At 69.9% G+C, this 26,035-nt stretch carries 25 protein-coding genes; 14 read left to right on the forward strand and 11 right to left on the reverse strand.

Annotated elements, in window-relative coordinates; translation table 11 throughout:
- Positions 1–129 precede the first annotated feature (129 nt).
- Genes gcvA through ACQQ2N_RS20920 form a run of 4 tightly spaced genes read left to right on the forward strand, consistent with a single transcriptional unit; the run spans position 130 to position 3,158 of the window.
- On the forward strand, positions 130–1,038 hold the full coding sequence (gcvA, locus tag ACQQ2N_RS20905) for a transcriptional regulator GcvA (RefSeq protein WP_440223509.1): 909 nt from the start codon (positions 130–132) through the stop codon (positions 1,036–1,038).
- On the forward strand, positions 1,035–1,832 hold the full coding sequence (rsmA, locus tag ACQQ2N_RS20910) for a 16S rRNA (adenine(1518)-N(6)/adenine(1519)-N(6))-dimethyltransferase RsmA (RefSeq protein WP_440223510.1): 798 nt from the start codon (positions 1,035–1,037) through the stop codon (positions 1,830–1,832). The genes gcvA and rsmA overlap by 4 nt, the downstream gene beginning before the upstream one ends.
- 51 nt (positions 1,833–1,883) lie before the next feature.
- Positions 1,884–2,267: a Co2+/Mg2+ efflux protein ApaG gene (gene apaG, locus ACQQ2N_RS20915; RefSeq protein WP_440223511.1), complete on the forward strand. Its 384-nt coding sequence runs from the start codon at positions 1,884–1,886 to the stop codon at positions 2,265–2,267.
- Between the two features lie 42 nt (positions 2,268–2,309).
- A complete protein-coding gene (locus ACQQ2N_RS20920) occupies positions 2,310–3,158 on the forward strand; it encodes a symmetrical bis(5'-nucleosyl)-tetraphosphatase (RefSeq protein ID WP_440223512.1) in 849 nt (282 codons plus the stop codon).
- 569 nt (positions 3,159–3,727) lie between these two features.
- Here the strand turns inward: ACQQ2N_RS20920 and ACQQ2N_RS20925 are convergent.
- The 6 genes from ACQQ2N_RS20925 to ACQQ2N_RS20950 form a co-directional block, all read right to left on the reverse strand.
- Entirely contained in the window at positions 3,728–4,210 is a 483-nt protein-coding gene (locus ACQQ2N_RS20925) for a dihydrofolate reductase (RefSeq protein WP_440223513.1), read from the reverse strand.
- Positions 4,207–5,001, reverse strand: a complete 795-nt coding sequence (locus tag ACQQ2N_RS20930) for a thymidylate synthase (RefSeq protein WP_440223514.1) — start codon at positions 4,999–5,001, stop codon at positions 4,207–4,209. Before ACQQ2N_RS20930 ends, ACQQ2N_RS20925 begins: the two co-directional genes overlap by 4 nt.
- A complete protein-coding gene (lgt, locus tag ACQQ2N_RS20935; protein ID WP_440223515.1) occupies positions 5,001–5,888 on the reverse strand; it encodes a prolipoprotein diacylglyceryl transferase in 888 nt (295 codons plus the stop codon). The genes ACQQ2N_RS20930 and lgt overlap by 1 nt, the downstream gene beginning before the upstream one ends.
- An 80-nt stretch (positions 5,889–5,968) precedes the next feature.
- Positions 5,969–7,180 (reverse strand): class I SAM-dependent rRNA methyltransferase, encoded by a 1,212-nt coding sequence (locus ACQQ2N_RS20940; RefSeq protein ID WP_440223516.1) that lies wholly within the window; start codon positions 7,178–7,180, stop codon positions 5,969–5,971.
- A 59-nt stretch (positions 7,181–7,239) separates the two neighbouring features.
- Positions 7,240–7,965 carry a TerC family protein gene (locus tag ACQQ2N_RS20945; protein WP_440223517.1) on the reverse strand — a complete coding sequence of 242 codons (726 nt, stop codon included), beginning with the start codon at positions 7,963–7,965 and terminating at the stop codon, positions 7,240–7,242.
- A gap of 18 nt (positions 7,966–7,983) precedes the next feature.
- Positions 7,984–8,355: a diacylglycerol kinase gene (locus ACQQ2N_RS20950; protein ID WP_440223518.1), complete on the reverse strand. Its 372-nt coding sequence runs from the start codon at positions 8,353–8,355 to the stop codon at positions 7,984–7,986.
- A gap of 145 nt (positions 8,356–8,500) precedes the next feature.
- Here ACQQ2N_RS20950 and ACQQ2N_RS20955 point away from each other — a divergent pair, with 145 nt between their 5' ends.
- The 7 genes from ACQQ2N_RS20955 to ACQQ2N_RS20985 all read left to right on the forward strand — a co-directional run bounded on the left by ACQQ2N_RS20955 (position 8,501) and on the right by ACQQ2N_RS20985 (position 18,112).
- Entirely contained in the window at positions 8,501–9,715 is a 1,215-nt protein-coding gene (locus ACQQ2N_RS20955; RefSeq protein WP_440223519.1) for a JmjC domain-containing protein, read from the forward strand.
- Positions 9,712–10,668 carry a GNAT family N-acetyltransferase gene (locus tag ACQQ2N_RS20960; RefSeq protein ID WP_440223520.1) on the forward strand — a complete coding sequence of 319 codons (957 nt, stop codon included), beginning with the start codon at positions 9,712–9,714 and terminating at the stop codon, positions 10,666–10,668. The genes ACQQ2N_RS20955 and ACQQ2N_RS20960 overlap by 4 nt, the downstream gene beginning before the upstream one ends.
- 161 nt (positions 10,669–10,829) lie before the next feature.
- Positions 10,830–13,715 carry a 2-oxoglutarate dehydrogenase E1 component gene (locus ACQQ2N_RS20965; RefSeq protein WP_440223521.1) on the forward strand — a complete coding sequence of 962 codons (2,886 nt, stop codon included), beginning with the start codon at positions 10,830–10,832 and terminating at the stop codon, positions 13,713–13,715.
- Positions 13,716–13,775: 60 nt separating this feature from the next.
- Positions 13,776–14,981, forward strand: a complete 1,206-nt coding sequence (odhB, locus tag ACQQ2N_RS20970; RefSeq protein ID WP_440223522.1) for a 2-oxoglutarate dehydrogenase complex dihydrolipoyllysine-residue succinyltransferase — start codon at positions 13,776–13,778, stop codon at positions 14,979–14,981.
- Between the two features lie 92 nt (positions 14,982–15,073).
- A complete protein-coding gene (gene lpdA, locus ACQQ2N_RS20975; protein WP_440223523.1) occupies positions 15,074–16,495 on the forward strand; it encodes a dihydrolipoyl dehydrogenase in 1,422 nt (473 codons plus the stop codon).
- A gap of 172 nt (positions 16,496–16,667) precedes the next feature.
- Entirely contained in the window at positions 16,668–17,666 is a 999-nt protein-coding gene (locus ACQQ2N_RS20980) for a YhdH/YhfP family quinone oxidoreductase (protein WP_440223524.1), read from the forward strand.
- A 77-nt stretch (positions 17,667–17,743) separates the two neighbouring features.
- Positions 17,744–18,112: a response regulator gene (locus ACQQ2N_RS20985; protein ID WP_440223525.1), complete on the forward strand. Its 369-nt coding sequence runs from the start codon at positions 17,744–17,746 to the stop codon at positions 18,110–18,112.
- Between the two features lie 15 nt (positions 18,113–18,127).
- Here ACQQ2N_RS20985 and ACQQ2N_RS20990 read toward each other — a convergent pair whose 3' ends face one another.
- Both ACQQ2N_RS20990 and ACQQ2N_RS20995 read right to left on the reverse strand, forming a co-directional pair.
- Positions 18,128–19,027 carry a DnaJ C-terminal domain-containing protein gene (locus ACQQ2N_RS20990; protein ID WP_440223526.1) on the reverse strand — a complete coding sequence of 300 codons (900 nt, stop codon included), beginning with the start codon at positions 19,025–19,027 and terminating at the stop codon, positions 18,128–18,130.
- Positions 19,028–19,112: 85 nt separating this feature from the next.
- Positions 19,113–19,559, reverse strand: a complete 447-nt coding sequence (locus ACQQ2N_RS20995; RefSeq protein WP_440223527.1) for an Hsp20/alpha crystallin family protein — start codon at positions 19,557–19,559, stop codon at positions 19,113–19,115.
- Positions 19,560–19,687: 128 nt separating this feature from the next.
- On the opposite strand from ACQQ2N_RS20995, the gene ACQQ2N_RS21000 reads away from it, so the two are divergent.
- Positions 19,688–20,167 carry a peroxiredoxin gene (locus ACQQ2N_RS21000; protein ID WP_440223528.1) on the forward strand — a complete coding sequence of 160 codons (480 nt, stop codon included), beginning with the start codon at positions 19,688–19,690 and terminating at the stop codon, positions 20,165–20,167.
- Between the two features lie 10 nt (positions 20,168–20,177).
- Here ACQQ2N_RS21000 and ACQQ2N_RS21005 read toward each other — a convergent pair whose 3' ends face one another.
- Genes ACQQ2N_RS21005 through ACQQ2N_RS21015 form a run of 3 tightly spaced genes read right to left on the reverse strand, consistent with a single transcriptional unit; the run spans position 20,178 to position 24,008 of the window.
- Positions 20,178–21,815 (reverse strand): ABC transporter permease, encoded by a 1,638-nt coding sequence (locus tag ACQQ2N_RS21005; RefSeq protein WP_440223529.1) that lies wholly within the window; start codon positions 21,813–21,815, stop codon positions 20,178–20,180.
- 37 nt (positions 21,816–21,852) lie between these two features.
- The gene (locus tag ACQQ2N_RS21010; protein ID WP_440223530.1) at positions 21,853–22,887 is read right to left on the reverse strand and encodes a Fe(3+) ABC transporter substrate-binding protein; all 1,035 of its coding nucleotides are present in this window, start codon (positions 22,885–22,887) and stop codon (positions 21,853–21,855) included.
- On the reverse strand, positions 22,884–24,008 hold the full coding sequence (locus tag ACQQ2N_RS21015; RefSeq protein ID WP_440223531.1) for an ABC transporter ATP-binding protein: 1,125 nt from the start codon (positions 24,006–24,008) through the stop codon (positions 22,884–22,886). Before ACQQ2N_RS21015 ends, ACQQ2N_RS21010 begins: the two co-directional genes overlap by 4 nt.
- Before the next feature lie 245 nt (positions 24,009–24,253).
- Between ACQQ2N_RS21015 and ACQQ2N_RS21020 the strand changes: the two genes are divergently transcribed.
- Positions 24,254–24,892, forward strand: a complete 639-nt coding sequence (locus ACQQ2N_RS21020; protein WP_440223532.1) for a TetR/AcrR family transcriptional regulator — start codon at positions 24,254–24,256, stop codon at positions 24,890–24,892.
- Positions 24,889–26,031 (forward strand): efflux RND transporter periplasmic adaptor subunit, encoded by a 1,143-nt coding sequence (locus ACQQ2N_RS21025; RefSeq protein ID WP_440223533.1) that lies wholly within the window; start codon positions 24,889–24,891, stop codon positions 26,029–26,031. Before ACQQ2N_RS21020 ends, ACQQ2N_RS21025 begins: the two co-directional genes overlap by 4 nt.
- The last annotated feature ends 4 nt before the right edge of the window (positions 26,032–26,035 follow it).

Here is a 26,035-nt window from a genome sequence, read left to right on the forward strand (position 1 = left end):
CGGATTTCCGGAGGGAGGCCAGGCACACCGCGGCAGGTGGCCTGATGGAAACGAGGCTCACATTTTACGAGTGGATCGAACCTTGAAATAGCGTTATTTTCTGGCCGTATCCGTGAGCTGGATTGACCGATGACCGTTCCGAGGCGTCTGCCGCCGCTGCGTTCGCTGCGCGTGTTCGAGGCTGCTGCCCGGCACGAAAACTACACGCGCGCAGCCGCCGAGCTGCACCTGACGCACGGCGCGGTCAGCCACCAGGTGCAGCTGCTGCAGGACGACCTCGGCGTGCAGCTGTTCGAACGCCGAGGGCGCCAGATGCAGCTGACCGAGAACGGCCGCCAGCTCGCCCGCGACGTGCGCGTCGCGCTCGACGACCTCGGCGCCGCCGTGCAGCGCGTCCGCGAGCGCGGCGCCGGCCACGTGCTCACGGTCAGCGTGCTGCCGTCGTTCGCCTCGGCCTGGCTGGTCGAACGCCTCGGCGACTTCCTCGGCCGCAACCCCGACATCGAGTTCAACCTGCAGAGCAGCCGCGGTCTCGCCGATTTCGGCGCCGACGGCGTCGACCTCGCGATCCGCTATGGCGAAGGCCCGTGGCCGGGGCTGGCCTGCGAGAAGATCCTCGACGACGACATCTTTCCCGTGTGCAGCCCGCGCTTCCGCGACGGCGACCTGCCGCGCGACGTGCACGCGCTGCTCGGCGTGCCGCTGCTGCGCCTCAAGAGCCGCGAGTGGGAGCACTGGTTCTCGGCCCTCGGCGTCGAGGCACCGCTGCGCGGGCCGGTGTTCGACGACACCGAGCTGGCCCTGCAGGCGGCGATCCGCGGCCAGGGCGTGGCGCTCGCGCGCAGCTCGCTGGTCGCCGACAAGCTGCGCGCGGGAATGCTCGTCGAACCGTTCGTGCAGCGCCTGCCCGCGCGCTCGGCGTACCATCTCGTCCATCCCGCGACGGCGACGATGCGACCGGCCATGCAGCGCTTCCGCGCCTGGCTGCTCGCGCAGATCGCCGACGACCATTCCCCGACCTCGGACCCCACGCCTTGAACCGTTCCTTCCCCGGCGAGACGCACGTCCCGCGCAAGCGCTTCGGCCAGCACTTCCTGAGCGATGCCAACATCATCGCGCGCATCGTCCAGGCCATCGCGCCGGTGCCGGGCCAGCGCCTCGTCGAGATCGGTCCCGGCGAAGGTGCGATCACGGTGCCGCTGCTGCGCAAGGCGCAGGCGCTGACCGTCATCGAACTCGACCGCGATCTCGCCCCGCGCCTCGCCGCGCTCGGCGAAGGCATCGGCCCCATCGAGGTCATCCACGCCGATGTGCTCACGGTCGACTTCACTGCGCTGGCCGCGGGCGGCACGCTGCGCGTGGTCGGAAACCTGCCCTACAACATCTCCTCGCCGATCCTGTTCCACTGCATCGACCATCTCGACGCGGTCGAGGACATGCACTTCATGCTGCAGAAGGAGGTCGTCGACCGCATGGCCGCCGCGCCCGGCAGCAAGACCTACGGCCGTCTCAGCGTGATGCTGCAGCTGGCCTGCCGCGTGCAGCCGCTGCTGCCGGTGCCGCCCGAGGCGTTCCGGCCGCCGCCGAAGGTCGATTCGGCCGTCGTGCGGCTGATCCCGCGACCGCGCGCCGAGCGTCCGGTCGAGCACGCCGCGGCGATCGAGCGCATCGTGCGCGCCGCATTCGGCCAGCGCCGCAAGACGCTCTCGAACGCGCTCGACGGCGTCGTCGACGTCGCCCGCATCGAGGCCGCCGGCATCGATCCGCGCACGCGCGCCGAGCAGCTCGCGCCCGAGGCCTACGTCGCCCTCGCGCGCCAACTCGAGGCCTGAGCGCTGCGGCGCGGCTTGCCGCGCACGGCGCGCTACCGGACAATCGTGCGCATGAGTCCCCGCAAATCCCACGCCATCGCGGTGCATGTCGAGACGCGCTTCGTCGACGACCAGTCGCGCCCCGACGACAACCGCTACGTGTTCGCGTACACGATCACCCTGCGCAACGAGGGTGACATGCCCGCACGCCTGCTGAGCCGCCACTGGATCATCACCGACGGCAACGGCCAGGTGCGCGAGGTGCGCGGCGAGGGCGTGGTCGGCGAGCAGCCGCACATGGATCCGGGCGAGGGCTACGAGTACACCTCCGGCGCGATCCTCGAGACCGCGGTCGGCACGATGCGCGGCAGCTACCAGATGGTCGCCGACGACGGCACGCGCTTCGAGGCGGACATCCCCTCGTTCGTGCTGTCGATCCCGAGGACGCTGCACTGATGCCGCGCGCTCCCGCGCGGCGCACGCGACCGAACCGCTGACATGGCGACCTGGGCGATCGGCGACATCCAGGGCTGCCACGACGAGCTGGCGCGTCTGATCGACCGCATCCGCTTCGATCCCGCGCGCGACACGCTGTGGTTCTGCGGCGACCTCGTCAACCGCGGCGGCGAGTCGCTCGCGGTGCTGCGCCTGATCCGCTCGCTCAACGAACGCACCGTGGTCACGCTCGGCAACCACGACCTCTCGCTGCTCGCCGTATCGGTGCGCACCGAGCAGGAGCAGGCGCGGGTCAACCCTGAGCTGCGCGAGGTGCTGTTCGCACCGGATCGCCAGGAGATCCTCGACTGGCTGCGCCACCGCCCGCTCCTGCACGCCGACCGCGAACTCGGCTTCGCGATGATCCATGCCGGCCTCGCGCCGCGCTGGGACATCGAGCAGGCCGAGCGCGTCGCGCGCGAGATCGAGACGCGCCTGCGCGCAGACGACTACCGCCGCCTGTTGCGCCAGATGTTCGGCAACAAGCCCGACACGTGGTCCGGCAAGCTGCGCGGCATCGAGCGCCTGCGTGCCGGCATCAACGTGCTCACGCGCATGCGCTTCTGCGACGTGCGCGGTCGCATCGCGTTCGCCGAGAAAGGCGCACCGGGTACGCAGCGCCCCGGCGTGTACCCGTGGTTCGAGGTGCCCGGCCAGGCCAAGCGCGAGATGCGCATCGTCTGCGGCCACTGGTCGACGCTGGGCCTGTTCGCCGGCCTCGGCGTCTACGCGATCGACACGGGCTGCGTCTGGGGCGGTGCGCTGACCGCGCTGCGCCTCGACGAGGAAAAGCCCTACGTCGTCGACATCAAATCCGACCGACCGCCCCCGGCCGGCAAGGACGCGGACTGACGGGACGGCGGTCCACGTCACAGGTGACGCGTTTCTCTTGTAGGGCGGAACCCGCGCAGCGGATTCCGCCACCATGCGTAGTGGTGCGCAGCAGCCTCCGCAAGCATGTGGCGACGACACCCGCCACGGCGGAAACGCCTGCGGCGGTTCCGCCCTATGCGTGACGCGTTTCTCTGGTAGGGCGGAACCCGCAGAGCGGATTCCGCCAGTCGGCATGACGTCAGCGACACCCCTCACTCCACCACAACGCTTCACCGCGGAATCACGTGCCCATGCATGCGCTTGCGGCGGCTTCGGTGAGACCGTATCCACAACGGGCCGCATCAGCTTCGGTAGGGCGGAACCCGCGCAGCGGATTCCGCCGCCATGCGTAGTGGTGCGCAGCAGCCTGCGCAAGCATGTGGCGACGACGCCCGCCACGGCGGAATCGCCTGCGGCGGTTCCGCCCTACGCGTTCGACGCGCGACCGGGGTCCGCGACCCGGGTCAGGTTCATTTTTCCTCGAGCGGATGGTCGGTCGACCGAAGACTGCACAGGAAAAATGAACCTGACCCCAGGCTTTGCGCTGGCTACGTGCGGCGCACGTAGTCGACGAAGCGGAACGCGTGCGCGTGCTTCGCATCGGCCGCGTGGGTGGCCTCGGCGGTGACGGTCCACTCGGATGCATCAAAGCGCGGGAACCACGCATCGGTCTGCGGCGCGAGCGTGTCGATCCACGTGAGGTGAAGGTGGGTCGCCTGCGGCAGCGCGAGCGCGTAGACCTCGCCGCCGCCGATCACCATGAGCGCTTCACCCTCATGCGCGATCGCGTCGTCGAGCGAGCGCACGACGAGCTGGCCTTCGTACGGCGCGGTATCGCCGCGCGTGAGCACGAGGTTGGTTCGGCCCGGCAACCGGCGGCCGATCGATTCGGCGGTGCGCCGGCCCATGAGCACGGGCTTGCCGAGCGTGAGCGCCTTGAAGCGGCGCAGGTCGTCGGGCAGGTGCCACGGCATCGCGCCGTCGAAGCCGATCGCGTGCGCGCGGTCCAGTGCCGCGACGAGCGCGATCACACCGCCACCGGTGCGCGGATCGCCTTGTCGGCCACGTAGTTCTCGATCGCGACGTCTTCGAAGCGGAAGTCGAACAGCGACCTCACGTCGGGATTGAGACGTAGCGTCGGCAACGCGTGCGGCGTGCGCGAGAGCTGCTCGCGCGCCTGCTCGACGTGGTTCGCATAGAGGTGCGCATCGCCGAACGTGTGCACGAAATCGCCGACGCCGAGCCCGCAGGCCTGCGCGACCATATGCGTGAGCAGCGCGTAGCTCGCGATGTTGAACGGCACGCCGAGGAAGATGTCGCCCGAGCGCTGGTAGAGCTGGCACGAGAGTTTCCCCTCGGCCACGTAGAACTGGAACATCGTGTGGCAGGGCTGCAGCGCCATGCGCGGCAGGTCGGCGACATTCCACGCGCTGACCACGAGGCGGCGCGAATCGGGATTGCGCCTGATCTCGTCGACGACCCACGCGATCTGGTCGACCGTACGGCCGTCCGGGCAGGCCCACGAGCGCCACTGCTGGCCGTAGACCGGGCCGAGGTTGCCGTCGGCATCGGCCCACTCGTCCCAGATGCCGACGCCGTTGTCCTTGAGATAACCGATGTTGGTGTCGCCGCGCAGGAACCAGATCAGCTCGTGGATGATCGAGCGCAGGTGCAGCTTCTTGGTCGTGACGAGCGGGAAGCCCTGCGCGAGGTCGAAGCGCATCTGCCAGCCGAACACGCTGCGCGTGCCGGTGCCGGTGCGATCGGCCTTGATCGTGCCGTGCTCGAGCACGTGGCGCAGAAGGTCGAGGTACTGGCGCATCAGGTCGACTCCGCCTTCGGCGGATCCTCGACGACGCGGCGCTCGAGCACCGGCGCGCGACGCGACAGCGCGATCAGCACGAGGCCGGTCAGGATCAGCGGCGTCGACAGCACCTGGCCCATCGTCAGCCAGCCCCAGGCGAGGTAGCCGAGCTGCGCATCGGGCTCGCGCACGAACTCGACCGCGAAGCGGAAACTGCCGTACATGAGCGCGAACAGGCCCGAGACGAGGAAGCGCCGGCGCGGCCTCATCGACACCGCGAACAGCACGATGAACATGACGAAGCCTTCGAGCGCCATCTCGTAGAGCTGGGAGGGATGGCGCGCCTCGCCGTCGAGCTGGCCCGCGGCCGCCATGACGCGCAGTTCGTCGAGCGTGCGGCCGGCGTGGTCGAACGCGTTCGGGAAGATCATGCCGAGCGCCGAATCGGTCTTGCGCCCCCAGAGCTCACCGCCCGTGAAGTTGGCGAAGCGCACGACGCCGATGCCGATCGGCACCAGCGGCGCGACGAAATCCATGACGTCGAAGAAGTGCAGGCGCTGCCTCCGCGCCCAGATCCAGCACGCGAGCAGCACGCCGATCAGGCCGCCGTGGAACGACATGCCGCCTTCCCAGATGCGGATCAGCGACACCGGATCGCGCAGCAGCTCGGCAGTGCCGTAGAACAGCACGTAGCCGAGGCGACCGCCGAGGATGACGCCGATCATCCCGTAGAACGCGAGGTCCGAGAACGCGGTCGGGCCGACCGGCAGGAATCCGGCGCGGCGGCGGCGCTCGCCGAGCCACCAGAACGCGCCGAACGCGATCAGGTAGCCGATGCCGTACCAGTGGACCGCAATGGGGCCGAGCGAGAACGCGACGGGATCGAAATCGACGAAGAAGGGCATGTCAGGATTCGCGAAGGCGCAGCGCGCGCATTATGGGGACGCGGCGTCCGCGCCGCCATGATGTCTCGCGGGCGACCGGCTCACGCCGGCAGTACCCGAACGATGAAACCCTTGAGGTAGTCGGTCTCGGGGATCGCCGGATGGACCGGGTGATCCGGACCCTGCTGCAGGTTCACGAGCACCTGGGCCTGGCGGTCGAGGTGGCGCGCGGCCTGCTGTACGCCGTCGAGCAGCAGGTGGCGCGGCATGTGGTACGAGCACGAGCAGGTCACGAGGATGCCGTCGCGCGCGAGCACCTGCATGCCGAGCTCGTTGAGGCGGCGGTAGGCGATGCGGCCTTCGGCGAGGTCCTTCTTGCGCTTGACGAACGCGGGCGGGTCGATCACGACCACGTCGTAGCGTTCGCGCGCCTCGCGCTGTGCCTTCAGGTACTCGAAACCGTCGGCACGCACCGCGGTGACGCGATCGGCCATGCCGTTGCGTTCGGCGTTGCGCGCGATCGCATCGACCGCGGCCTGCGAGGCGTCGACGCAGACGACCTCGGTCGCGCCGGCCGCCGCGGCGCGCAGGCCCCAGCCGCCGAGGTAGCTGAACATGTCGAGCACACGCTTGCCCTTCACGAGCGGCGCGAGGTGGTCGCGGTTGTGGCGCTGGTCATAGAACCAGCCGGTCTTCTGGCCGCCGACCGGATCGGCCTCGAACGTGAGCCCGGCCTCGCGCACGAGCATCGGCGCGTCGGCCGGCTCGCCGTGGCCGAGATCGGCGTACTCCGGCAGGTGCTCCATCGCGCGGATCGAGGCGTCGTTCTTCCACCAAAGCTGGCGCGGCGCGAGCACCTTGACGAGCGCGTCGGTGATCGCGTCCTTGAGACGCTCCATGCCGGCCGTGGTCGTCTGCGCGACCACGACGTCGCCGAAGCGGTCGACCGTGAGGCCCGGCAAGCCGTCGGATTCGCCGAACACGAGGCGGTAGTAGGGCTCGTCGTAGATCCGCTCGCGCAGCGACAGCGCGACGTTGAGGCGATGCACGATCAGCGAACGGTCGAGCGGATGGTCGAGGCCGCGGCTGACCAGGCGCGCGCAGATCAGCGAGTTCGGGTTGACGTAGCCGATACCGATCGGCTTGCCGCGATGGTCGACGATCGCGCAGGCCTGGCCCGGCTCGAAGCCCGACAGCGGCGAGGCCTGCACGTCGACCTCGTTGGAGAACACCCACAGGTGGCCGGCGCGCAGGCGCGTGTCCTCGCCCTTCTTGAGGACGAGGCTGGGGTACTCGATCGAATCGTCGGCCACGAAGGTGTCCAGGGAACGGCAGGACCGCGCATTCTACGCGGCACCGCCCCGGCACGGGGTCACGACGTGGCGGAACGCCGCTTCGCCCACAGGTTCAGCGACTCGACCGCGATCGAGAAGCCCATCGCGAAGTACACGTAGCCGCGCGGGATGTGGAACTCGAAGCCGTCGGCGATCAGCACCACGCCGACCAGGATCAGGAACGCCAGCGCGAGCATGCGGATGGTCGGGTGGCGGTCGATGAACTCGCCGACCGTGTTGGCCGCGAAGATCATCACCGCGACCGCGAGGATGATCGCCGCGACCATGACCGGCACCTGGTTGACCATGCCGATCGCGGTGATGACCGAGTCGAGCGAGAACACGATGTCGATGACCGCGATCTGCGCGATGACGAACGCGAACGACGAGAATACGCGGCCTTCCTCGTCGTCGCCGCGCGAGCCTTCGAGTTCCTGATGGATCTCCATGACCGCCTTGACGAGCAGGAACAGGCCGCCGCCCACGAGGATCAGGTCGCGCAGCGAGATGGTCTGGCCGGCGACGTGGAACAGCGCGAGGCGGTCGTCGTCGAGACCGGCGAGGAACGACAGCGCGAGCAGCAGCAGGATGCGCGTGATGCAGGCCAGCGCGAGGCCGACGCGGCGCGCGAGAGGACGCTGCGCCGGCGCGAGCCGACTCACCGCGATCGACACGAACACGAGGTTGTCCACGCCGAGCACGATCTCGAGCGCGGCGAGCGTGAACAACGCAATCCAGAATTGCGGGTCGGCGAGCAGTTCCATCGAACGGCGGGTCCGGCGTCAGAGGAAGCGCGGCAGGAGCACGACGCCCCAGCACAGCACGACGTTGAGCATGAGCAGGAAAACCGCCGCTGAACCCATGTCCTTGGCACGCCCGGCGAGTTCGTGGAACTCGGGGCTGACCTTGTCGACGACGGCCTCGACGGCCGAATTGAGCAGCTCGGCCGACAGCACGAGCAGCAGGCTGCCGCAGAGAATCGCTTTCTCGACACCGCCCTGGCCGAGCCACAGGCCCAGCGGCATCAGCACGATGAAGAGATAACCCTCGAGGCGGAACGAGGCCTCGTGCGTCCATGCGGCGCGCAATCCCTTGAACGACCACAGCATCGCTCGCGCGATCTGCCGCGGTCCGCGCGGTTCGGTACTCGGCATGCAGGTCCTCGCGGATCGGTGCGCTCGCGCGCGGGCGGCTACGACCATCGTCGGCATCGTGGGGGATGCGCTCAGGCCAGCGCGTTATGATGACACATTGCCCACGCGCGCCATCCGCGGCGCGACCCCGCCCGATGGACCCTGCATGACCGATTCCCTGCCGCCCCACGCGGCCCTCGTGACCACGGCGACACCGCGCCAGCCGCTCGGCATGCCGATGAAGCGCTTCCTCGCCGAGGTGTGGCAGCGCCGCCCGCTGCTCGTGCGCGGTGCGTTCGCCGGCATGCAGGCACCGCTCACGCCCGAGGACCTCGCCGGCCTGTCCTGCGAGGAGCTCGCGCTCGCGCGCCTCGTCGTGCACGAGCCGCGCGGCGACCGCTGGGCGCTGCGCCAGGGACCGTTCGCGGAAGAGGTGTTCGGCACCCTGCCCGCCTCGCACTGGACCCTGCTCGTGCAGGACGTCGACAAGTGGGATGCCGACGTGGCTGCGCTGCGCGCGCGCTTCGATTTCCTGCCCGGCTGGCGCGTCGACGACGTCATGGTCAGCTATGCCGTCGAAGGTGGCTCGGTCGGCGCCCATGTCGACCAGTACGACGTGTTCCTGTTGCAGGGCATGGGCCGCCGGCGCTGGGCGATCAGCGACGATCCAGCCGCGCCGAAGGCGTTCCGCGACGACGTCGAGCTGCGTCTGCTGCGCGCGTTCACGCCGACGCACGAATGGGTGCTCGAGCCCGGCGACATGCTCTACCTGCCGCCCGGCGTGCCGCACCACGGCGTGGCGGAGGAGCCATGCCTGACGTTCTCGATCGGCATGCGCGCACCGTCGGTCGGCGAGATGACCGCAGACTTCGCGGGTTTCCTCGCCGAGCGCCTGCCCGAGGAACGCCGCTACACCGATCCGGGCATCGCGCCCGCGGCGTCACCCGGCGAGATCGACGACGACGCCTTCGCACGCGTGCGCGCCGCGCTGGAAGAAGCCCTCGCCGCCGACGACGCCACGCTGCGCGAATGGTTCGGCGGCTTCGCGACGCGCTACCGCGCCGCGCACGATGCGGTGCCACCGCCACGCCGGCTCGATGCCGCGACATTCGCGCAGCGGCTCGCGGCCGGCGCCACCGTGATCCGCAACCCGTGGTCGCGGGTGGCCTGGGCCAAGGCGGGCCGCGGCGCGACGCTGTTCGTCGCCGGGCTCGCGCTGCCGACCTCGCGCGCGTTCGCCGTGCGCGCCTGCACCGACGAGGCGTTCGACGCCATCGCGGTCGGCACGCTCGCCGAGGCCGACCGCACGCGCCTGCTCGACCTCGTCAACCTCGGCCACTTCGCGATGACGAAGCCGCCGCGACGAAGGAGTGCACCATGATCGAGGAACGCTTCACGATCGAGCCCGCGACCTGGGCCGGCGATGCCGACGCGCTGCGCGCCGTGCGCACCGAGGTCTTCATCGTCGAGCAGGCCATTCCCGAGGACGAGGAGTGGGACGAACACGACGCGCGCTCGCACCATGTGGTCGCGCGCGACCCGCAGGGACGCCCGATCGGCACCGGCCGCCTGACCCCGCTGCACACGATCGGCCGCATGGCCGTGGTGCGCGCCTGGCGCGGCAAGGGCGTCGGCGAGGCGGTCCTGCGCAGCCTCGTCGAGCGCGCGCGCGAGATGCGCCTGCCCGCGGTCGAGCTGCACGCGCAGACCCACGCGATCCCGTTCTACGCCCGCGAAGGCTTCGTCGCGTTCGGCGACGAGTACGACGAATGCGGCATCCCGCACCGCTCGATGCGCCTCGACCTCGCGCCGTCGGTGCGTCCGCCCGAGGCCGCGCCGCCGACCTCGCCCGATGCCCAGGCGTGGCTCGCGACGAACCGCGACGAGGCGCGCGCGGCCGTACTCGGCGTGCTCGCCGGCGCACGCCGGGCCGTCTCGGTGCTGACCCGCGACCTCGACCCTGCCCTGCTCGACGATCCCGACGTGATCGAGGCGTTCAAGCGCCTCGCGCTCGCGGGTGGCGAGACGCGCATCCGCCTCCTCGTGCAGGAACCCGGGCGCGCGACCGGCGAAGGCCACCGCCTCGTCACGCTCGCGCAGCGCCTGTCGAGCACGTTCGCGTTCCGCACGCCGGTCGAGGAGATCGACCGCCTCGTCGCCGGCGCCTTCATCGTCAACGACCGTGGGGGCTGCTTCGAGCGCGGCCTCGCCACGCGCTTCGAGGGCGAAGGCTCCAGCCATGCCCCCGCGCGTGCCGCCCAGCTGCTCGCCCAGTTCGACGCGATCTGGGAACGCAGCGAACCTGCCGCGGCGCTGCGCCGGCTGGAACTGTGACGCGACCTGTCACGAGGCTGACGCAACGCAACACAATCCGTGATCAGCCGCTATAATCCACAGGTTTCGTGCCTACCGCCGCCTGCTCCTGCGCGAAGCAGGCGTTGCGCAGGCCGGATCCGCCCTTACGTCCTTTCCACATTCGCCCGTACGGTGCCCGCGTGACTTCCAGCCTGCTGCAGCAGTTCAAGTCGACCTCCGCCCTCTCCGGAGGCAATGCAGCCTTCATCGAAGACCTCTACGAGGCCTGGTTGCGTGATCCCGCCGGCGTCACCCCGGCGTGGCGCAGCTACTTCGAAGGCCTCAAGGGTGGTGCGGCCAACGACCAGCCCCACTCCGACGCGATCGCGCGCATCGAAGCCGCGCAGCGCCAGGGACCGTCGCGTGCCGCCGCGACACCGGCCGCCGGCGACGGCGTGCAGTCGCAGAAGCAGGCCGGCGTGCTCAAGCTCGTCACCGCGTACCGTTCGCGCGGCCACCTCGGTGCGCGCCTCGACCCGCTCGACCTCGCCACGACGCTGCCGAAGGAGCAGCTCGAGACGATCGGCCTGCTGCCGCGTCCGTCGGCGCCCGACCTCGAACTCGATTTCCATGGCCTGTCCAGCGCCGACCTCGAGACCGAGTTCAACACGAGCTCGCTGGGCGGCCCGAAGCGCGCCAGGCTCAAGGACATCCTCGCGTTCCTGAAGGCCACCTACGCGGGCAGCATCGGCGTCGAGTTCATGCACATCGCCGACGCCGAGCAGCGCCTGTGGATGCACGAGCAGCTCGAGCGCGCCGGCGGCAGCTACGCGCTGAGCGCCGACGAGAAGAAGCACCTGCTCGGCAAGCTCACCCAGGCCGACGGCCTGGAGCGCTACCTGCACACCAAGTACGTCGGCCAGAAGCGCTTCTCGCTCGAAGGCGGTGACAGCCTGATCCCGCTTCTCGACGAACTGCTGCGCCGCGGCGGCAGCGGCGGCCTCAAGGACATGGTCATCGGCATGGCCCACCGTGGCCGCCTCAACGTGCTCGTCAACATCCTCGGCAAGCCGCCGCAGAAGCTGTTCGACGAATTCGAAGGCCGCTTCGACCATCCGGACGACCCGGCCCACTCGGGCGACGTGAAGTACCACATGGGCTTCAGCGCCAACGTGCGCACGCCGGGCCAGACGGTCCACGTCGCACTCGCGTTCAACCCGTCGCACCTCGAGATCGTCGACCCGGTCGTCGCAGGCTCGGTGCGCGCGCGCCAGACCCATCGCCGCGACGCCGAGCGCCAGCACGTCGTGCCGGTGCTGATCCACGGCGATGCCGCGTTCGCGGGCCAGGGCGTGGTGATGGAACTGTTCCAGATGTCGCAGGCCAAGGGCTTCGCGGTCGGTGGCACGGTGCATGTCGTGATCAACAACCAGGTCGGCTTCACGACCTCGAACCCGCTGGACGCGCGCTCGACGCTGTACTGCACCGACGTCGCCAAGGTAGTCAGTGCGCCGGTGTTCCACGTCAACGGCGACGATCCGGAAGCCGTGCTGTTCGTTGCGCGCCTCGCCTTCGACTACCGCCAGAAGTTCAAGCGCGATGTCGTCATCGACCTCGTCTGCTACCGCCGCCACGGCCACAACGAGGCCGACGAGCCGGCCGCGACGCAGCCGCTCATGTATCAGGTGATCCGCGCGCGCCCGACGCTGCGCGAGCTGTACGGCAAGAAGCTGCTGGCCGAAGGCACGATCGGCGCGGACGACGCGCAGGCTTACGCCGACGACTACCGCAAGCTGCTCGAGGCCGGCAACCCGATCCCGGGCGTCGACAACGACTACCACGATCCCTACGCGGTCGACTGGTCGCGCCACCTCGGCAACGACATCTTCGAAGTGGCCGAGACCGGCGTCACGCGTCGCACGCTCGACACGATCGGCGGCGGCCTGCTCAAGCTGCCGGACGATCTCAAGCTGCATTCGCGCGTGGCCAAGATCTACGAGGACCGCCGCAAGATGCACGCCGGCGAGCAGCCGATGGACTGGGGCTACGCCGAGAACCTCGCCTACGGCACGCTCGTCGCCGACGGCCGCGACCTGCGCCTGGTCGGCCAGGACGCCGGCCGCGGCACGTTCTTCCACCGCCACGCGGTGCTGCACGACCAGAACTCCGGCCGCCGCGTCATGCCGCTGGCGTCGATGCGCGCCGACGCGACCGTCGAGGTGATCGACTCGCTGCTCAGCGAAGAAGCCGTCATGGCCTTCGAGTACGGCTACGCGACCGCCAAGCCGAACACGCTGGTGATCTGGGAAGCGCAGTTCGGCGACTTCGCCAACGGCGCGCAGGTCGTCATCGACCAGTTCATCTCGTCGGGCGAGTCGAAGTGGGGTCGCCTGTGCGGCCTCGTGCTGCTGCTGCCGCACGGCTACGAAGGCCAGGGTCCCGAGCATTCCTCGGCGCGCCTGGAGCGCTACCTGCAGCTGTGCGCGCTCGAGAACATGCAGGTCTGCGTGCCGACGACGCCGGCGCAGATGTTCCACATGCTGCGCCGTCAGATGGTGCGCGCGTGCCGCAAGCCGCTCGTCGTCATGACGCCGAAGTCGCTGCTGCGCCACAAGCTCGCCGTGTCGACGCTGGACGAACTCGCCACCGGCTCGTTCCAGCTCGTGATCCCGGACACCACGGTCAAGAACCCGAAGAAGGCCAAGCGCGTCGTGTTCTGCTCGGGCAAGGTCTACTACGACCTCGTCGAGGAAGCGGGCAAGCGCGAACTCGCCGACGTCGCGATCGTGCGCGTCGAGCAGCTCTACCCGTTCCCGCGCACCGAGGTCGCCGCCGAACTCGCGCGCTTCCCGGCCGCGAAGGAAGTCGTCTGGTGCCAGGAAGAACCGATGAACCAGGGCGCCTGGTACCAGATCAAGCACCATTTCCAGGCGATCGTGACGCCGAAGCACACGGTGGCCTACGCGGGCCGCCCGCGCTCGCCCGCACCCGCCGCCGGCCACCTCAGCACGCACATCGCCGAACAGGCGGCACTCGTCGAGCTCGCGCTCGCCGCGCCGATGGGTTCGGAGCCGACCGCCGAGTGACACGCTCCACCGCGCCAGCCCTTTCCTGATCCCCTACGCCAACGCCGTACAGGACATCCCATGAGCCTCGAAGTCAAAGTCCCCGTCCTTCCCGAATCCGTGTCGGACGCCACGATCGCCACCTGGCACAAGAAGCCCGGCGACACCGTCAAGCGCGACGAGAACCTCGTGGACCTGGAAACCGACAAGGTCGTGCTCGAAGTCCCCGCGACCGCCGACGGCGTGCTCAAGGAGATCCTGTTCAACACCGGCGATACCGTGACCAGCGGCCAGGTGATCGGCGTGATCGTCGAGGGCGCCGCGGGTGACGCCGCGCCGGCCAAGACCGAGGCGAAGGCGGACGCGAAGAGCGAGGCTCCGAAGGCCGAGCCGGCCAAGGCCGCCGCCGCGCCGAAGGGCGTCGACGAGCTCTCCCCGGCCGGCCGCCGCGTCGCCGTGCAGGAGAACATCGATCCGTCGCAGGTCGCCGGCACGGGCCGCGACGGCCGCGTGACCAAGGAAGACCTCGTCAACCACGCCAAGGCTCCGGCCGCCGCGAAGCCGGCCGCCGTGGCGACGCCGGGCGCGCGTCCCGAGGAGCGCGTGGCGATGACGCGCATGCGCTCCAAGATCGCCGAACGCCTCATGCTCTCGAAGAACTCGATCGCGATGCTGACCTCGTTCAACGAGATCAACCTCTCGCAGGTCGCCAAGCTGCGCAAGGAGCTCGGCGAGTCGTTCGAGAAGGCCAACGGAGTCAAGCTCGGCTTCATGAGCTTCTTCGTCAAGGCCGCAACCGAAGCGCTCAAGCGCCACCCGATCATCAACGCCTCGGTCGACGGCAACGACGTCATCTACCACGGCTATCAGGACATCTCGATCGCGGTCTCGACCGAGAAGGGCCTCGTCACGCCGGTGCTGCGCGACGCGCAGGACATGGGCTTCGCCGACATCGAGAAGGCCATCATCGGCTACGCGAAGAAGGCCCGCGAAGGCGGCCTCACGCTCGACGACCTGCAGGGCGGCACGTTCACGATCACCAACGGCGGCACGTTCGGCTCGCTGTTCTCGACGCCGATCGTCAACCCGCCGCAGTCTGCGATCCTCGGCATGCACACGATCAAGGAGCGCGCCGTGGTCGAGAACGGCCAGGTCGTCGCCGCGCCGATGATGTACGTCGCGATCAGCTACGACCACCGCATCATCGACGGCAAGGACGCGGTGCTGTTCCTCGTCGACATCAAGAACCAGCTCGAGAACCCGCAGCGCATGCTGCTCGGCCTCTGAGGCCACGCCGCGCGGGCCGCGCTCGGTCGCGGCCCCGCGCCTTCGCCGCGCGTCGGCGCGCGGCTCCGTCACGCAACATGTGAGCGAATGCAATGAGCGAAAAGTTCGACGTCATCGTCATCGGCGCCGGTCCTGCCGGCTACCACGCGGCGATCCGCGCCGCCCAGCTCGGCATGAAGGTCGCGTGCATCGACGCCGCGCTCGGCAAGGACGGCAAGCCCGCGCTCGGCGGCACCTGCCTGCGCGTCGGCTGCATCCCGTCCAAGGCGCTGCTCGATTCGTCGCGCCAGTTCTGGAACCTCGGCCACATCTTCGGCGAGCACGGCATCACGACCAAGGACGCCGCGATCGACGTCGGCACGATGGTCGGCCGCAAGGACAAGATCGTCAAACAGTTCACGGGCGGCATCGCCTCGCTGTTCAAGGCCAACAAGATCACGCCGTACTACGGCTTCGCGGTGCTGCACCCGAACAAGGTCGTCAAGGTCGCCCAGCACGAGGGCGGCGAGATCGAACTGACCGCGACCAACATCATCATCGCCGCGGGCTCCGATTCTATCGAGCTGCCGTTCGCGAAGTTCGGCGAGCACATCGTCGACAACGTCGGCGCGCTCGACTTCACCGCGGTGCCGAAGCGCTTCGGCGTGATCGGCGCGGGCGTGATCGGCCTCGAGCTCGGCAGCGTGTGGAACCGCCTCGGCGCCGAGGTGACGATCCTCGAGGCGCTGCCGACCTTCCTCGCCGCGGCCGACGCCGAAGTCGGCAAGGTCTCGGCACGCGAGTTCAAGAAGCAGAAGCTCGACATCCGCCTCGGTGCCAAGGTCAGCGCGACCGAGGTCAAGAAGGACGGCGTGCACGTCACCTACACCGACGACAAGGGTGAGCAGACGATCGTCGTCGACAAGCTGCTGGTCGCGGTCGGCCGTCGCGCCGCCACGAAGAACCTCCTCGCCGAGGGCACGGGCGTCAAGCTCGATGCACGCGGCATGATCGAGGTCGATGCGCATTGCCACACCGGCGTCGACGGCATCTGGGCGGTCGGCGACTGCGTGCGCGGCCCGATGCTCGCGCACAAGGGTTTCGAGGAAGGCATCGCGGTGGCCGAGCTCATCGCCGGCCTGCCGGGCCACGTCAACTTCGACACGATCCCGTGGGTCATCTACACGGAGCCCGAGATCGCGTGGGTCGGCAAGACCGAGGAGCAGCTCAAGGCCGACGGCGTGCCGTACAAGGCCGGCAGCTTCCCGTTCGCGGCGGTCGGTCGCGCGGTCGCGATGGCCGAGCCGGCCGGTTTCGTGAAGGTGCTCGCGCACGCCGAGACCGATCGCATCCTCGGCATGCACCTGGTCGGCGCGAACGTCTCCGAGCTCGTCCACGAAGGCGTGCTCGCGATGGAGTTCAAGGGCTCCGCCGAGGACCTCGCGCGCATCTGCCACGCCCACCCAAGCCTCTCCGAGGCCGTGCACGACGCCGCGATGGCGGTCGACAAGCGCGCGATCCACAAGGCCAACTGACGCCTGCGCGGCCGGTCGAGGATCGACCGGCCGCGCTTCTCCCCGCCTGTCGCGCGGCACCGCGCGGCCCTCCTGACGATCGTCGTATGGCAGCGGCCGCGTGGCGCCCTATGCTCGACGTTCCGCGTGCCCGCCCCTGACGCCGCACGCCATCGACACGAGGTCCGACCGCATGAGCCACGCCACGCCGTTCCGCGCCTTCCGCATCCACGACGACGACGCCGGCTACCGTGGCGTGCTGCAGGACATGGGCGTCGACGAGCTCACGCCGGGCGAAGTGCTCGTCAAGGTCGCGTACTCGTCGGTCAACTACAAGGACGCCCTCGCGGGCACCGGCAAGGGCAAGATCCTGCGCCGCCATCCGCTCAACGGCGGCATCGACGTGGCCGGCTACGTCGCCGCGTCGACCGATCCCGCGTTCAAGGAAGGCGACCAGGTGCTGTGCACCGGCAGCGGCCTTTCCGAGCTGCGCGACGGCGGTTACGCGCAGTACGCGCGCCTCGATGCGAAGTGGACGATCCCGCTGCCGGCCGGTCTCACCCTGCGCGAGGCGATGATCCTCGGCACGGCCGGCTTCACGGCGGCGTTGTCGCTGTACCGCATGCGCCAGAACGGGCAGACGCCGGACATGGGACCGGTCGTCGTGACCGGCGCGACCGGCGGCGTCGGCATGCTCGCGATCGACATACTCACGCGCGCCGGCTACGACGCCCACGCGATCACCGGCAAGGTCGAGCAGTTCGACGCGCTCATCGCGCTCGGCGCGAAGCAGTGCATCGCACGCACCGACCTGCACTGGGGCCAGCGCCCGCTCGAGGCCGCGCACTGGGCCGGCGCGATCGACAACGTCGGCGGCGAGATGCTCGCGGGCCTGACCCGCGTCATCAAGCCCTACGGCAACATCGCGAGCTGCGGCAATGCGTCCGGCATCGAGCTCGCGAGCACGGTCATGCCTTTCATCATCCGCGGCGTCAGCCTGCTCGGCATCGCCTCGGCCGGCACCGCGCGCGCGATCCGCGACGATATCTGGCAGCTTCTGGCCGACGAATGGAAACCTGCACATCTGGACACGATCGCGACACGCGAGGTCGATCTCGAAGGACTTCCCGGCGTGTTCGATGCGATGCTCGCAGGCGGCTCGTTCGGCCGCACCGTGGTACGCGTGGCGTGACGCGCACGCTGGCCGTCGCCTCGACGATGTGATTAGAATGCCGTGGCCACACCGGCACCGGGGATTGCGAGACTGACATGGCGCGCGTACTGATCGTCGACGATTCGCCGTCCCAGCTGATCGGCCTCAAGCGCATCACCGAGAAGCTCGGTCATGAGGTGATCACGGCCGAGGACGGCGCCGCGGGCGTGGAATCGGCCAAGCGCGAGCTGCCCGACCTCATCCTCATGGACGTGGTGATGCCGAACCTCAACGGCTTCCAGGCGACGCGCACGCTCGCCAAGGACCCGAAGACCAGCCACATCCCGATCATCCTCGTCACCACCAAGGACCAGGAAACCGATCGCGTCTGGGGCATGCGCCAGGGCGCCAAGACCTACGTGACCAAGCCGGTCAACGAAGGCGAGCTCACCAAGGCCATCAACGACTACCTGCCGCGCCACTGAGCGGCGCGCCATCCGTCACGGATGGCGCGGATCGAACGCGAACACCTTGGCCATCTGCTCGTAGAGCGCGCGCTGCTCGTCGTTCTCCGCACGCGGCGTACGGATCTCGAGCACGACGATCTGGTCGCCGGCCGTCGTGCCGGGCCAGCCGCGCCCGCGCAGGCGCAGGCGCTTGCCGCCGTCCGAGCCCGCCGGGATGCGCAGTTCCACCTCGCCCGCGAGCGTGGGCACCTTGACCGTCGCGCCGAGCGCGGCCTCCCACGGCGCGATCGGCAGCGTCGCGATCACGTCGCGGCCTTCCAGGCGCATGCGCGGATCCTCGCGGAACGCGACTTCGAGCAGCAGGTCGCCGGACGGACCGCCGCCCGAGCCGGGATGGCCTTGCCCGCCGAGTCGGATCTGCCGCCCCGGCTCGATACCGGCCGGGATCTTCACCTCGAGCGTGCGGTCGCCCGTCGCGTCGCGCAGCGCGATGCGCTCGCGGCCACCCGCGAACGCAGTCGCGATATCGATGTGGATGCGGGCCTGCATGTCGGCGCCACGACGCGGCCCTGCCCTGCCCGCCCCGCGCGCGCTGCCGCGTCCGAACAGGGATTCGAAGAAGTCGCTGAAATCTGCGCCACCGTCGCCGCGCGGATCGAAGCCGCCGCGGCCGCCCTGCCAGTTCGGCGGCGGGCGGAAATCGTCGCCGGCGCGGTAGCCGCCCGCACGCAGCTCGTCGTAGGCGCGGCGCCGCTCGCCGTCCTTGAGTGCCTCGTAGGCCTCGTTGATCGACTTGATCTTGTCCTCGGCGCCGGCTTCCTTGCTGACGTCGGGATGGTACTTGCGCACGAGCCGGCGGTACGCCGACTTGATGTCGGCGTCGCTGGCATCGGGCTTCACGCCGAGGATGTCGTAGTAGTCCTTGAACTGCATGCGTTGGCTTGTCCGGAAAAGAAAACGGCCTGCGGCGAGTCGCGCTCGCCGCAGGCCGGCATGGCCGGGAACGTGCGCCCGCGGATCAGGCGTTGATGGTAATCCGGCGCGGCGTGGTTTCGGGCTTCTTCGGGATCGAGATCTCGAGGACGCCGTTGCGGCCCGTCGCGGTGATCGTCTCCGCGTCGGCGCTGTCGGGCAGCGCGAAACGACGGTGGAACGCGCCCTGCGAACGCTCGACGCGCGTGAACGTGCCGCTGTTCTCGCCCGTTTCGGCCTTGCGCTCGCCCTTGATGGACAGGATGCCCTTGTCCATGTTGATCTCGATCGCGCTCGCGTCGACGCCGGGTATGTCGGCGAGGATCACGAAGCGCTTCTCGTCCTCGCGGATGTCCACGCGCGGCGCCCACTGGCTCGTCACCACGTTGGACGCGTCGCCGTCGTCCTGGCCGAGGAAACGCTCGAATACGTGGCGCAGGTCGCGCTGGATGCCGCGGTTGACGTTCCACGCGGTGTGGCGGGCAATGCTCATTCGGTACACTCCTGGATGGGGTTGCGGCACCGGCGGCGCCGCGATGACCAGAAACGTATGGACGGCCAAACGGGTTTCAAGGGCCGCTTTTTCCACTTCTTCGCACGACCTTCCCGGAGACATCCGCAATGACGATCCAGATCGGCGACCGCATCCCCGCGGCCATCCTGAACACGCTGCGCGACGGCGTGCAGCCCGTCACGACCGACGAGCTGTTCGCGGGACGCAAGGTGGTGCTGTTCTCGGTGCCCGGCGCGTTCACGCCGACGTGCACGGCGCGGCACCTGCCCGGATATGCGGAGCAGCTGCCGGAATTCCAAGCCCGCGGCATCGACGTCGCCTGCATGTCAGTGAACGACGCGTTCGTCATGGACGCGTGGGCGAAGAGCCAGAACGTGCCCGCCTCGCTGACCATGCTCGCCGACGGCAACGGCGCGTTCGCCTCTCTGCTCGGCCTCGAGTTCGACGCGAGCGCATTCGGCATGGGCCTGCGCGCGCGGCGCTTCGCGCTCTACGCCGAGGATGGCGTCGTGAAGCACCTCGCGGTCGAGGCACCGGGCGAGTTCAAGGTGTCCTCGGCCGAAGCGGTGCTCGCCGCGATCGGTTGAACCGCGAGGCTCAGTCCGCTGCTCGCGCGCGCCCGACGCGCGCGAGCAGGATCACCGGCAGCAGGCCGGCCAGCACGATCACGAGCGCGGCGATCGCGCCTTCTTCGTAGGTGCCGCGTGCGGCTTCGCCGTACAGCCGCGTGGCCAGCGTCTCGACATTGAGCGGGCGCAGCAGCAGCGTCGCAGGCAGCTCCTTCATGCAGTCCACGAACACGAGCAGCGCGGCGGCCGCGAGCGCGGGGCGGATCAGCGGCAGGTCGACCTGCCACAAGGTCTGCGACGGCGTGCGGCCGAGCGTGCGCGCGGCCTGGTCGAGCGACGGCGGCACGCGTGCGAGGCCCGATTCGATGCCGCCGACCGACACGGCGAGGAAGCGCACCGAATAGGCCAGCACGAGCGCCGCGCCCGAGCCGAGCACGACGAGGCCGACGACGATACCGAACGTCGCCTCGAGCGTGTCGCCGAGCCATTCGTCGAGCGCACCGACCGGACCGAGCAGGCCGATCGCGAGCACCGTGCCCGGAATCGCATAGCCGAGCCCTGCGATGCGCTCGACCACACGCGAGGCCACACCCGGACGCTGGCGCACGCACCACGCGATGACGATGCCCGCGAGCACGGTCACGAGCGTCGCGAGCGTGGCCAGCCACAGCGTCGTGAGTCCAGCTTCGAGCAGCGCGGGGGGCAGGCCGGCGAAGCGCACGCGCTTGACCGTCTCGAACACGAGGTAGGCGGTCGGCGCGACGAAGCCGACGACGACCGGCACGCTGCCGAGCGCGAGCGCGACCCAGCGCGCGACACCGCCGAGGCGACGCGGTGCCATGCGCCTCGAACGCTGCGCGGCGACCGCATAGCGCTGGCGGCGACGGCCGTGGCGCTCGACGAGCAGCAGCGCGACGACCACGACGAGCATCGCGAGCGCGATCTGCGCAGCGCCGGCGAGGTCGGCGCGGTTGACCCAGGTCGAGTAGATCGAAATGGTCAGCGTGCGCACGCCGAGGAACTCCGACGCGCCGATGTCGTTGAGCGCTTCCATGAGCGCGAGCGCGGTGCCGACCGCGATCGCAGGCCGCGCGAGCGGCAGCGCGACACGCAGGAACACGCTCGTGCCGCCGTGGCCGAGCGAACGTGCCGCATCGAGCAGGCTGGCCGACTGCAGCAGGAACATCGCGCGCACCGACAGGTACACGTACGGATACAGCACGAAGCCGAGCAGCACGATCGCCGACGGCAGCGAGCGCACCTCGGGGAACCACAGGTCGCGCGGGTTGGCGATACCCAGCATCGCACGCAGGCCACCTTGCACAGGCCCGAGTGGATGCAGCAGGTCGACGTAGGCGTAGGCGACGATGTAGGTCGGCACCGCGAGCGGCAGCAGCAGCGCCCAGTCGAGCACGCGCCGGCCCGGGAACTCCCATGCCGTCACGAGCCAGGCGCTGCCGGTGCCGAGCACGATCACGAGCACGCCGACGCCGCCGAGCATCGCCAGCGTGTCGAACACGGTCGGCGGCAGCACGTTGGCGAGCAGGTGCGGCCACAGCGAGGCGTCGCCGCGCAGCGCCTCGACGACGAGCGCGACGACCGGCGCGAGCACGAGCGCGGCGATCGCGAGCGAGGCGATCCACGCGCCGCGTCCGTCGCGGCTCATGCCGTGGATCCCCTGCCGGCGTCGCGCGTCGCGTGCATCAGTTGTCGAAGCCGACCTTCTCGGCGAGCAGGCTGGCGGCCTTGCGGTGCTTGGCGATCGCGCCGAGGTCGATGTCGTCCTGCTTGAGCGTGCCGAAGCTCGCGATGATCGGGTCGATCGCGGCGCCCTTCCTGATCGGGTACTCGTAGTTGCCCTTCGCGTAGATCGCCTGGGCTTCCTCGGACACGAGGTACTCGAGCAGCGCGACCGCGTTGTCGCGGTTCGGCGCGTGCGCGGCGATGCCGGCACCCGAAACGTTCACGTTGGTGCCGTGGCCCGCGTAGGTCGGCAGCACGACGTTGATCGCGTCACCCCAGGTCTTCTGCTCGGGACCGCCGTCGCCGCTGCGCATGCGGCCGACGTAGTACGAGTTGGCGATGCCGATGTCGCAGATCTGGCCGAGGATGTCGCGCGCGACCTCGCGATCGCCGCCGCCCGGCTTGCGCGCGAGGTTGGCCTTGACCGCGCGCAGCCAGGTCTCGGCTTCGGCCTCGCCGTGGTGGGCGATGTAGGCCGCGATCATCGCGGTGTTGTACGGGTGCTGGGCGGAGCGGATGCAGATCTTGCCCTTCCACTCGGGTTTGGCGAGATCCTCGTAGGTGAAGCTCGTGAGATTGGTCCGGTCCTTCGACGCGTACAGCACGCGCGCACGCATCGACAGCGAGAACCAGCGACCATCGGCGTCGCGCAGGTTGGCCGGGATCGCGGCCTCGAGAGCGCTCGACTTCGTCGGCTGCACGACGCCCTTGTCGACGAGGTCGATGAGGTTGCCGAAGTCGACGGCCATGAGCACGTCGGCCGGCGAGCGGCGGCCTTCGGCGGCGACGCGCTCGGCGAGGCCGTCCTTGACGAACACGGTGTTGACCTTGATGCCGCGTGCCTTCGTGAACGCGTCGAGCAGCGGCTGGATCAGGCCGGGTTCGCGCGTCGTGTAGACGTTGACTTCGCCGGCGGCGTGCGCGGACGCGGCGACGCTGCCGCACAGCGCGGCGAGCAGGACCGCACAGCGGCGGCGGAAGGGTGTCGTCGTCATCGTGACGTCTCCTGTCGGGGTGTGGAATCGGATTCGGGATACACGCGCACGCCGCCGGCATCGACGCGCAGCGCGACGAGCGCGCCGTCGGCGACGTCGTGGCCCGGCGCAAGCCGCAGCACGAGCGGCGCGGAGAGGCCGTCGACGGCGACGCGCCATTGCTCGCTGTCGCCGAGCGGCAGGCGCGCGAGTACGCGCGCGGGCATGCCGCCGGCGTCGATGCGGAAGGCCTGCGGGCGGATGCAGGCACGCACACGCGTGCCGTCGGCGAACGGTGCCGCGAACGTGCCGAGCGGCGTCTCGACGCGCCCCCCCGTGCTGGTCGCGGGCAGTTCGTTCCAGTCGGCGAAGAAGCGTGCCGCGAACAGCGAGGCCGGCTCGTCCCAGAGTGCCTGCGGCGTGCCAATCTGCTCGACGCGACCGTCGCGCAGCAGCACGATGCGATCGGCGATGCGCATCGCCTCCTCGGGATCGTGGGTGACCACGAGCGTCGTCGTCGCGGCCGTGCGCAGCACGTCCATGGTCTCGTCGCGTACGCGGTCGCGCATGCGGCGGTCGAGATTCGAGAACGGCTCGTCCATGAGCAGCACGCGCGGCGACGGCGCGAGCGCGCGTGCGAGCGCGACGCGCTGCTGCTCGCCGCCCGAGAGCGTGTGCGGATACGCATGCGCGTGCGCGGCCATGCCGACCGTGTCGAGCAGGCCGCGCGCGATCGCATCGGCGCGCTCGCGCGGCACGCCGCGCAGGCCGAAGCGCACGTTGTCGAGCACGTCGCGGTGCGGGAACAGCGCGTAGTCCTGGAACACGAGGCCGACGCCGCGCCGCTCCGGCGGCACGAGGCGGCCCGACGCCGACACCTCCTCGCCGCCGATCAGCACGCGACCGCCGTCGGGGACTTCGAGCCCCGCGACGAGGCGCAGCAGCGTGGTCTTGCCGCAACCCGAGTGGCCGAGCACGCACAGGGTCTCGCCGGCGGCCGCCTCGAAACTCACGGCATCGAGCACGGTGCGGCCGTCGTAACGGCGACGCAGCGCGTCGATCGTCAGGGTCGTCGCGCCGGAGGGCGCTTCGAATCGTCCGGCGCGGGATGCGGTCGGCATCGCGGCGTCGCTGCGGGGCATCGTGGACCTGCTCGTCTGGAAAGAACGCGCGCGTCGGGGCTACCGGCTGGCGGGGCAGGCGGATGGCGGCGTGCCGCGAGGGCGGACGCGCCCGTGGATGCTACCCGATTCGTTCCATCGTCTGGCTGTCTTCTACCGCACCGGAACATGAACCGCTGCGGCGCACCATGCCGGAAGTCACTTGCGCGAAATGGCCCGCAGCCTAGAATTCCTATTCCTATACTGGACGGTACAGTCCAAGACGCATGACGTCGCCGCCCGCTCCCGCCGTCGCTCCCGATCGCCACCAGCGCATGCGCGATGCCGCACGCACGCTGTGGCTCGAGCACGGCTACGCGATCAGCATGGACGCCGTAGCGAAGCTCGCCGGCTGCTCCAAGCAGACCGTGTACGCACACTTCGGCAGCAAGGAAGGCCTGTTCCGCCTCGTCGTCGGCGATCTCGTCGAGTCGATCGCCGCGAACCTCGACGACGGTGACGGCGACCTGCGTGCACGCCTGCTCGCGTTCGCGCGTTCGCATGCCGATACGCTCTCGGAAACCGAGACCACGGCACGCCGGCGCATGCTGATCGCCGAGGCCCAGCGCTTCCCGCGCGAAGCCGCCGCGCTGCTGCAAGGCGGTGCCGAGGCGATCTGCGCGCGCCTCGCGCGCGTGTTCGCCACCGCGATGGCGCGCGGCGAGATGCGCCGCGACGATCCCGCAGCGGCCGCCGAACTGTTCATGGGCCTGTGCTCGGGCATCGAACTCGATCGCCATCTGCTCGGTCAGCCGCGTCGCCGCACCCCGCAGGCACGCCGCGCCTGGGCCGTGCGCGCGGTCGACGCCTTCCTGCGTGCCTACACCCCCGAATCCCCTTCCCCGCTTTCCAGGACGTTCTCATGAACCGCCCTCTCCGTATCGCCACCCTGCTCGCCACGGGTGCCCTGCTCGCCGCCTGCAAGACGAAGGAAGATGCCCCGCCTCCACCGCCCGCAGAGGTCGGCGTGATGCAGGCCGAAGTCGCCAACGTGCCGCTCGTGCGCGAGGTCGTCGGACGCCTCTCGCCGCTGCGCAGCGCCGACGTGCGCGCACGCGTCAGCGGCGTGCTGCTCAAGCGCGTCTACACCGAAGGTGACGACGTCGCCGAGGGCGACGTGCTGTTCGAGATCGATCCCGATCCGCTCAAGGCCGAGCTCGCCTCAGCCGAGGCCGCGCTGTCGCAGGCACGCGCCGCGGCCGCGAACGCCAAGGCCGCGGCGAACCGCGCCCGCGAACTGATCGAGAAGAACTACGTGTCGCGTTCGGACTTCGACAACGCCGAAGCGAACGAGCGCACGACCGCCGCGCAGGTGCAGCAGGCCCAGGCCGCCGTGCAGGGCGCGCGCATCAACCTCGGCTACGCCACCGTGCGCGCGCCGATCGCGGGTCGCGCCGGCCAGCAGCGCGTGACCGAAGGCGCGCTCGTCGGCCAGGGCAGCGCGACGCTGCTGACCACGGTCGACCAGATCGAATCGCTGTACGCGAACTTCACGCTGAGCGCGGCCGACCTCGATCGCCTGCGTGCCTCGGCTGCGAGCGGCGCGGTGACCCTGCTCGAGCCGAACAAGACCGAAGTGCAGCTGACCCGTCAGGACGGCTCGCCGCTCGGCGAGAAGGGCACGCTCGACTTCTCCGACGTCAGCGTCGATCCGGCCACCGGCTCGATCGCGGTGCGCGCGCGCATCGCCAACCCGGACCGCATGCTGCTGCCGGGCATGTACGTGACCGGCCACCTCGCGCTCGGCGAGCTCAACGGTGTCGTGCGCGTGCCGCAGTCGGTGCTGCAGCGTGATGCGCAGGGTGCGTACGTGCTCGTGGTCGGCGAGGGCGACAAGGTCGAGCGCCGTCCGGTCAAGGCCGACACGCTGCAGGACGACGCATGGATCGTCACCGAGGGCATCAAGGCCGGCGAGCGCATCGTCGCCGACGGCATCCAGAAGGCCAAGGCCGGCGCCACCGTGAAGCCGACGCCGTGGACGCGCAACGGCGCGCCGAAGGCCTGAGGAG

Source organism: Dokdonella aquatica (assembly GCF_051987395.1).
In the GTDB taxonomy this organism is placed as follows: Bacteria; Pseudomonadota; Gammaproteobacteria; order Xanthomonadales; family Rhodanobacteraceae; genus Dokdonella.

What these genes read in the sequence shown, in the direction of transcription:
- apaG (WP_440223511.1), top strand. Translation starts at nt 1,884, where the DNA reads ATGAGTCCCCGCAAATCCCACGCCATCGCGGTGCATGTCGAGACGCGC.
- ACQQ2N_RS20995 (WP_440223527.1), bottom strand. Translation starts at nt 19,559, where the DNA reads ATGAGCATTGCCCGCCACACCGCGTGGAACGTCAACCGCGGCATCCAG.
- ACQQ2N_RS20990 (WP_440223526.1), bottom strand. Translation starts at nt 19,027, where the DNA reads ATGCAGTTCAAGGACTACTACGACATCCTCGGCGTGAAGCCCGATGCC.
- ACQQ2N_RS21020 (WP_440223532.1), top strand. Translation starts at nt 24,254, where the DNA reads ATGACGTCGCCGCCCGCTCCCGCCGTCGCTCCCGATCGCCACCAGCGC.
- ACQQ2N_RS21015 (WP_440223531.1), bottom strand. Translation starts at nt 24,008, where the DNA reads ATGCCCCGCAGCGACGCCGCGATGCCGACCGCATCCCGCGCCGGACGA.
- ACQQ2N_RS20985 (WP_440223525.1), top strand. Translation starts at nt 17,744, where the DNA reads ATGGCGCGCGTACTGATCGTCGACGATTCGCCGTCCCAGCTGATCGGC.
- ACQQ2N_RS21005 (WP_440223529.1), bottom strand. Translation starts at nt 21,815, where the DNA reads ATGAGCCGCGACGGACGCGGCGCGTGGATCGCCTCGCTCGCGATCGCC.
- odhB (WP_440223522.1), top strand. Translation starts at nt 13,776, where the DNA reads ATGAGCCTCGAAGTCAAAGTCCCCGTCCTTCCCGAATCCGTGTCGGAC.
- ACQQ2N_RS20920 (WP_440223512.1), top strand. Translation starts at nt 2,310, where the DNA reads ATGGCGACCTGGGCGATCGGCGACATCCAGGGCTGCCACGACGAGCTG.
- lpdA (WP_440223523.1), top strand. Translation starts at nt 15,074, where the DNA reads ATGAGCGAAAAGTTCGACGTCATCGTCATCGGCGCCGGTCCTGCCGGC.
- ACQQ2N_RS20945 (WP_440223517.1), bottom strand. Translation starts at nt 7,965, where the DNA reads ATGGAACTGCTCGCCGACCCGCAATTCTGGATTGCGTTGTTCACGCTC.
- lgt (WP_440223515.1), bottom strand. Translation starts at nt 5,888, where the DNA reads ATGCCCTTCTTCGTCGATTTCGATCCCGTCGCGTTCTCGCTCGGCCCC.
- ACQQ2N_RS20980 (WP_440223524.1), top strand. Translation starts at nt 16,668, where the DNA reads ATGAGCCACGCCACGCCGTTCCGCGCCTTCCGCATCCACGACGACGAC.
- ACQQ2N_RS21025 (WP_440223533.1), top strand. Translation starts at nt 24,889, where the DNA reads ATGAACCGCCCTCTCCGTATCGCCACCCTGCTCGCCACGGGTGCCCTG.
- ACQQ2N_RS20960 (WP_440223520.1), top strand. Translation starts at nt 9,712, where the DNA reads ATGATCGAGGAACGCTTCACGATCGAGCCCGCGACCTGGGCCGGCGAT.
- ACQQ2N_RS20955 (WP_440223519.1), top strand. Translation starts at nt 8,501, where the DNA reads ATGACCGATTCCCTGCCGCCCCACGCGGCCCTCGTGACCACGGCGACA.
- ACQQ2N_RS20930 (WP_440223514.1), bottom strand. Translation starts at nt 5,001, where the DNA reads ATGCGCCAGTACCTCGACCTTCTGCGCCACGTGCTCGAGCACGGCACG.
- ACQQ2N_RS21000 (WP_440223528.1), top strand. Translation starts at nt 19,688, where the DNA reads ATGACGATCCAGATCGGCGACCGCATCCCCGCGGCCATCCTGAACACG.
- ACQQ2N_RS20950 (WP_440223518.1), bottom strand. Translation starts at nt 8,355, where the DNA reads ATGCCGAGTACCGAACCGCGCGGACCGCGGCAGATCGCGCGAGCGATG.
- gcvA (WP_440223509.1), top strand. Translation starts at nt 130, where the DNA reads ATGACCGTTCCGAGGCGTCTGCCGCCGCTGCGTTCGCTGCGCGTGTTC.
- ACQQ2N_RS21010 (WP_440223530.1), bottom strand. Translation starts at nt 22,887, where the DNA reads ATGACGACGACACCCTTCCGCCGCCGCTGTGCGGTCCTGCTCGCCGCG.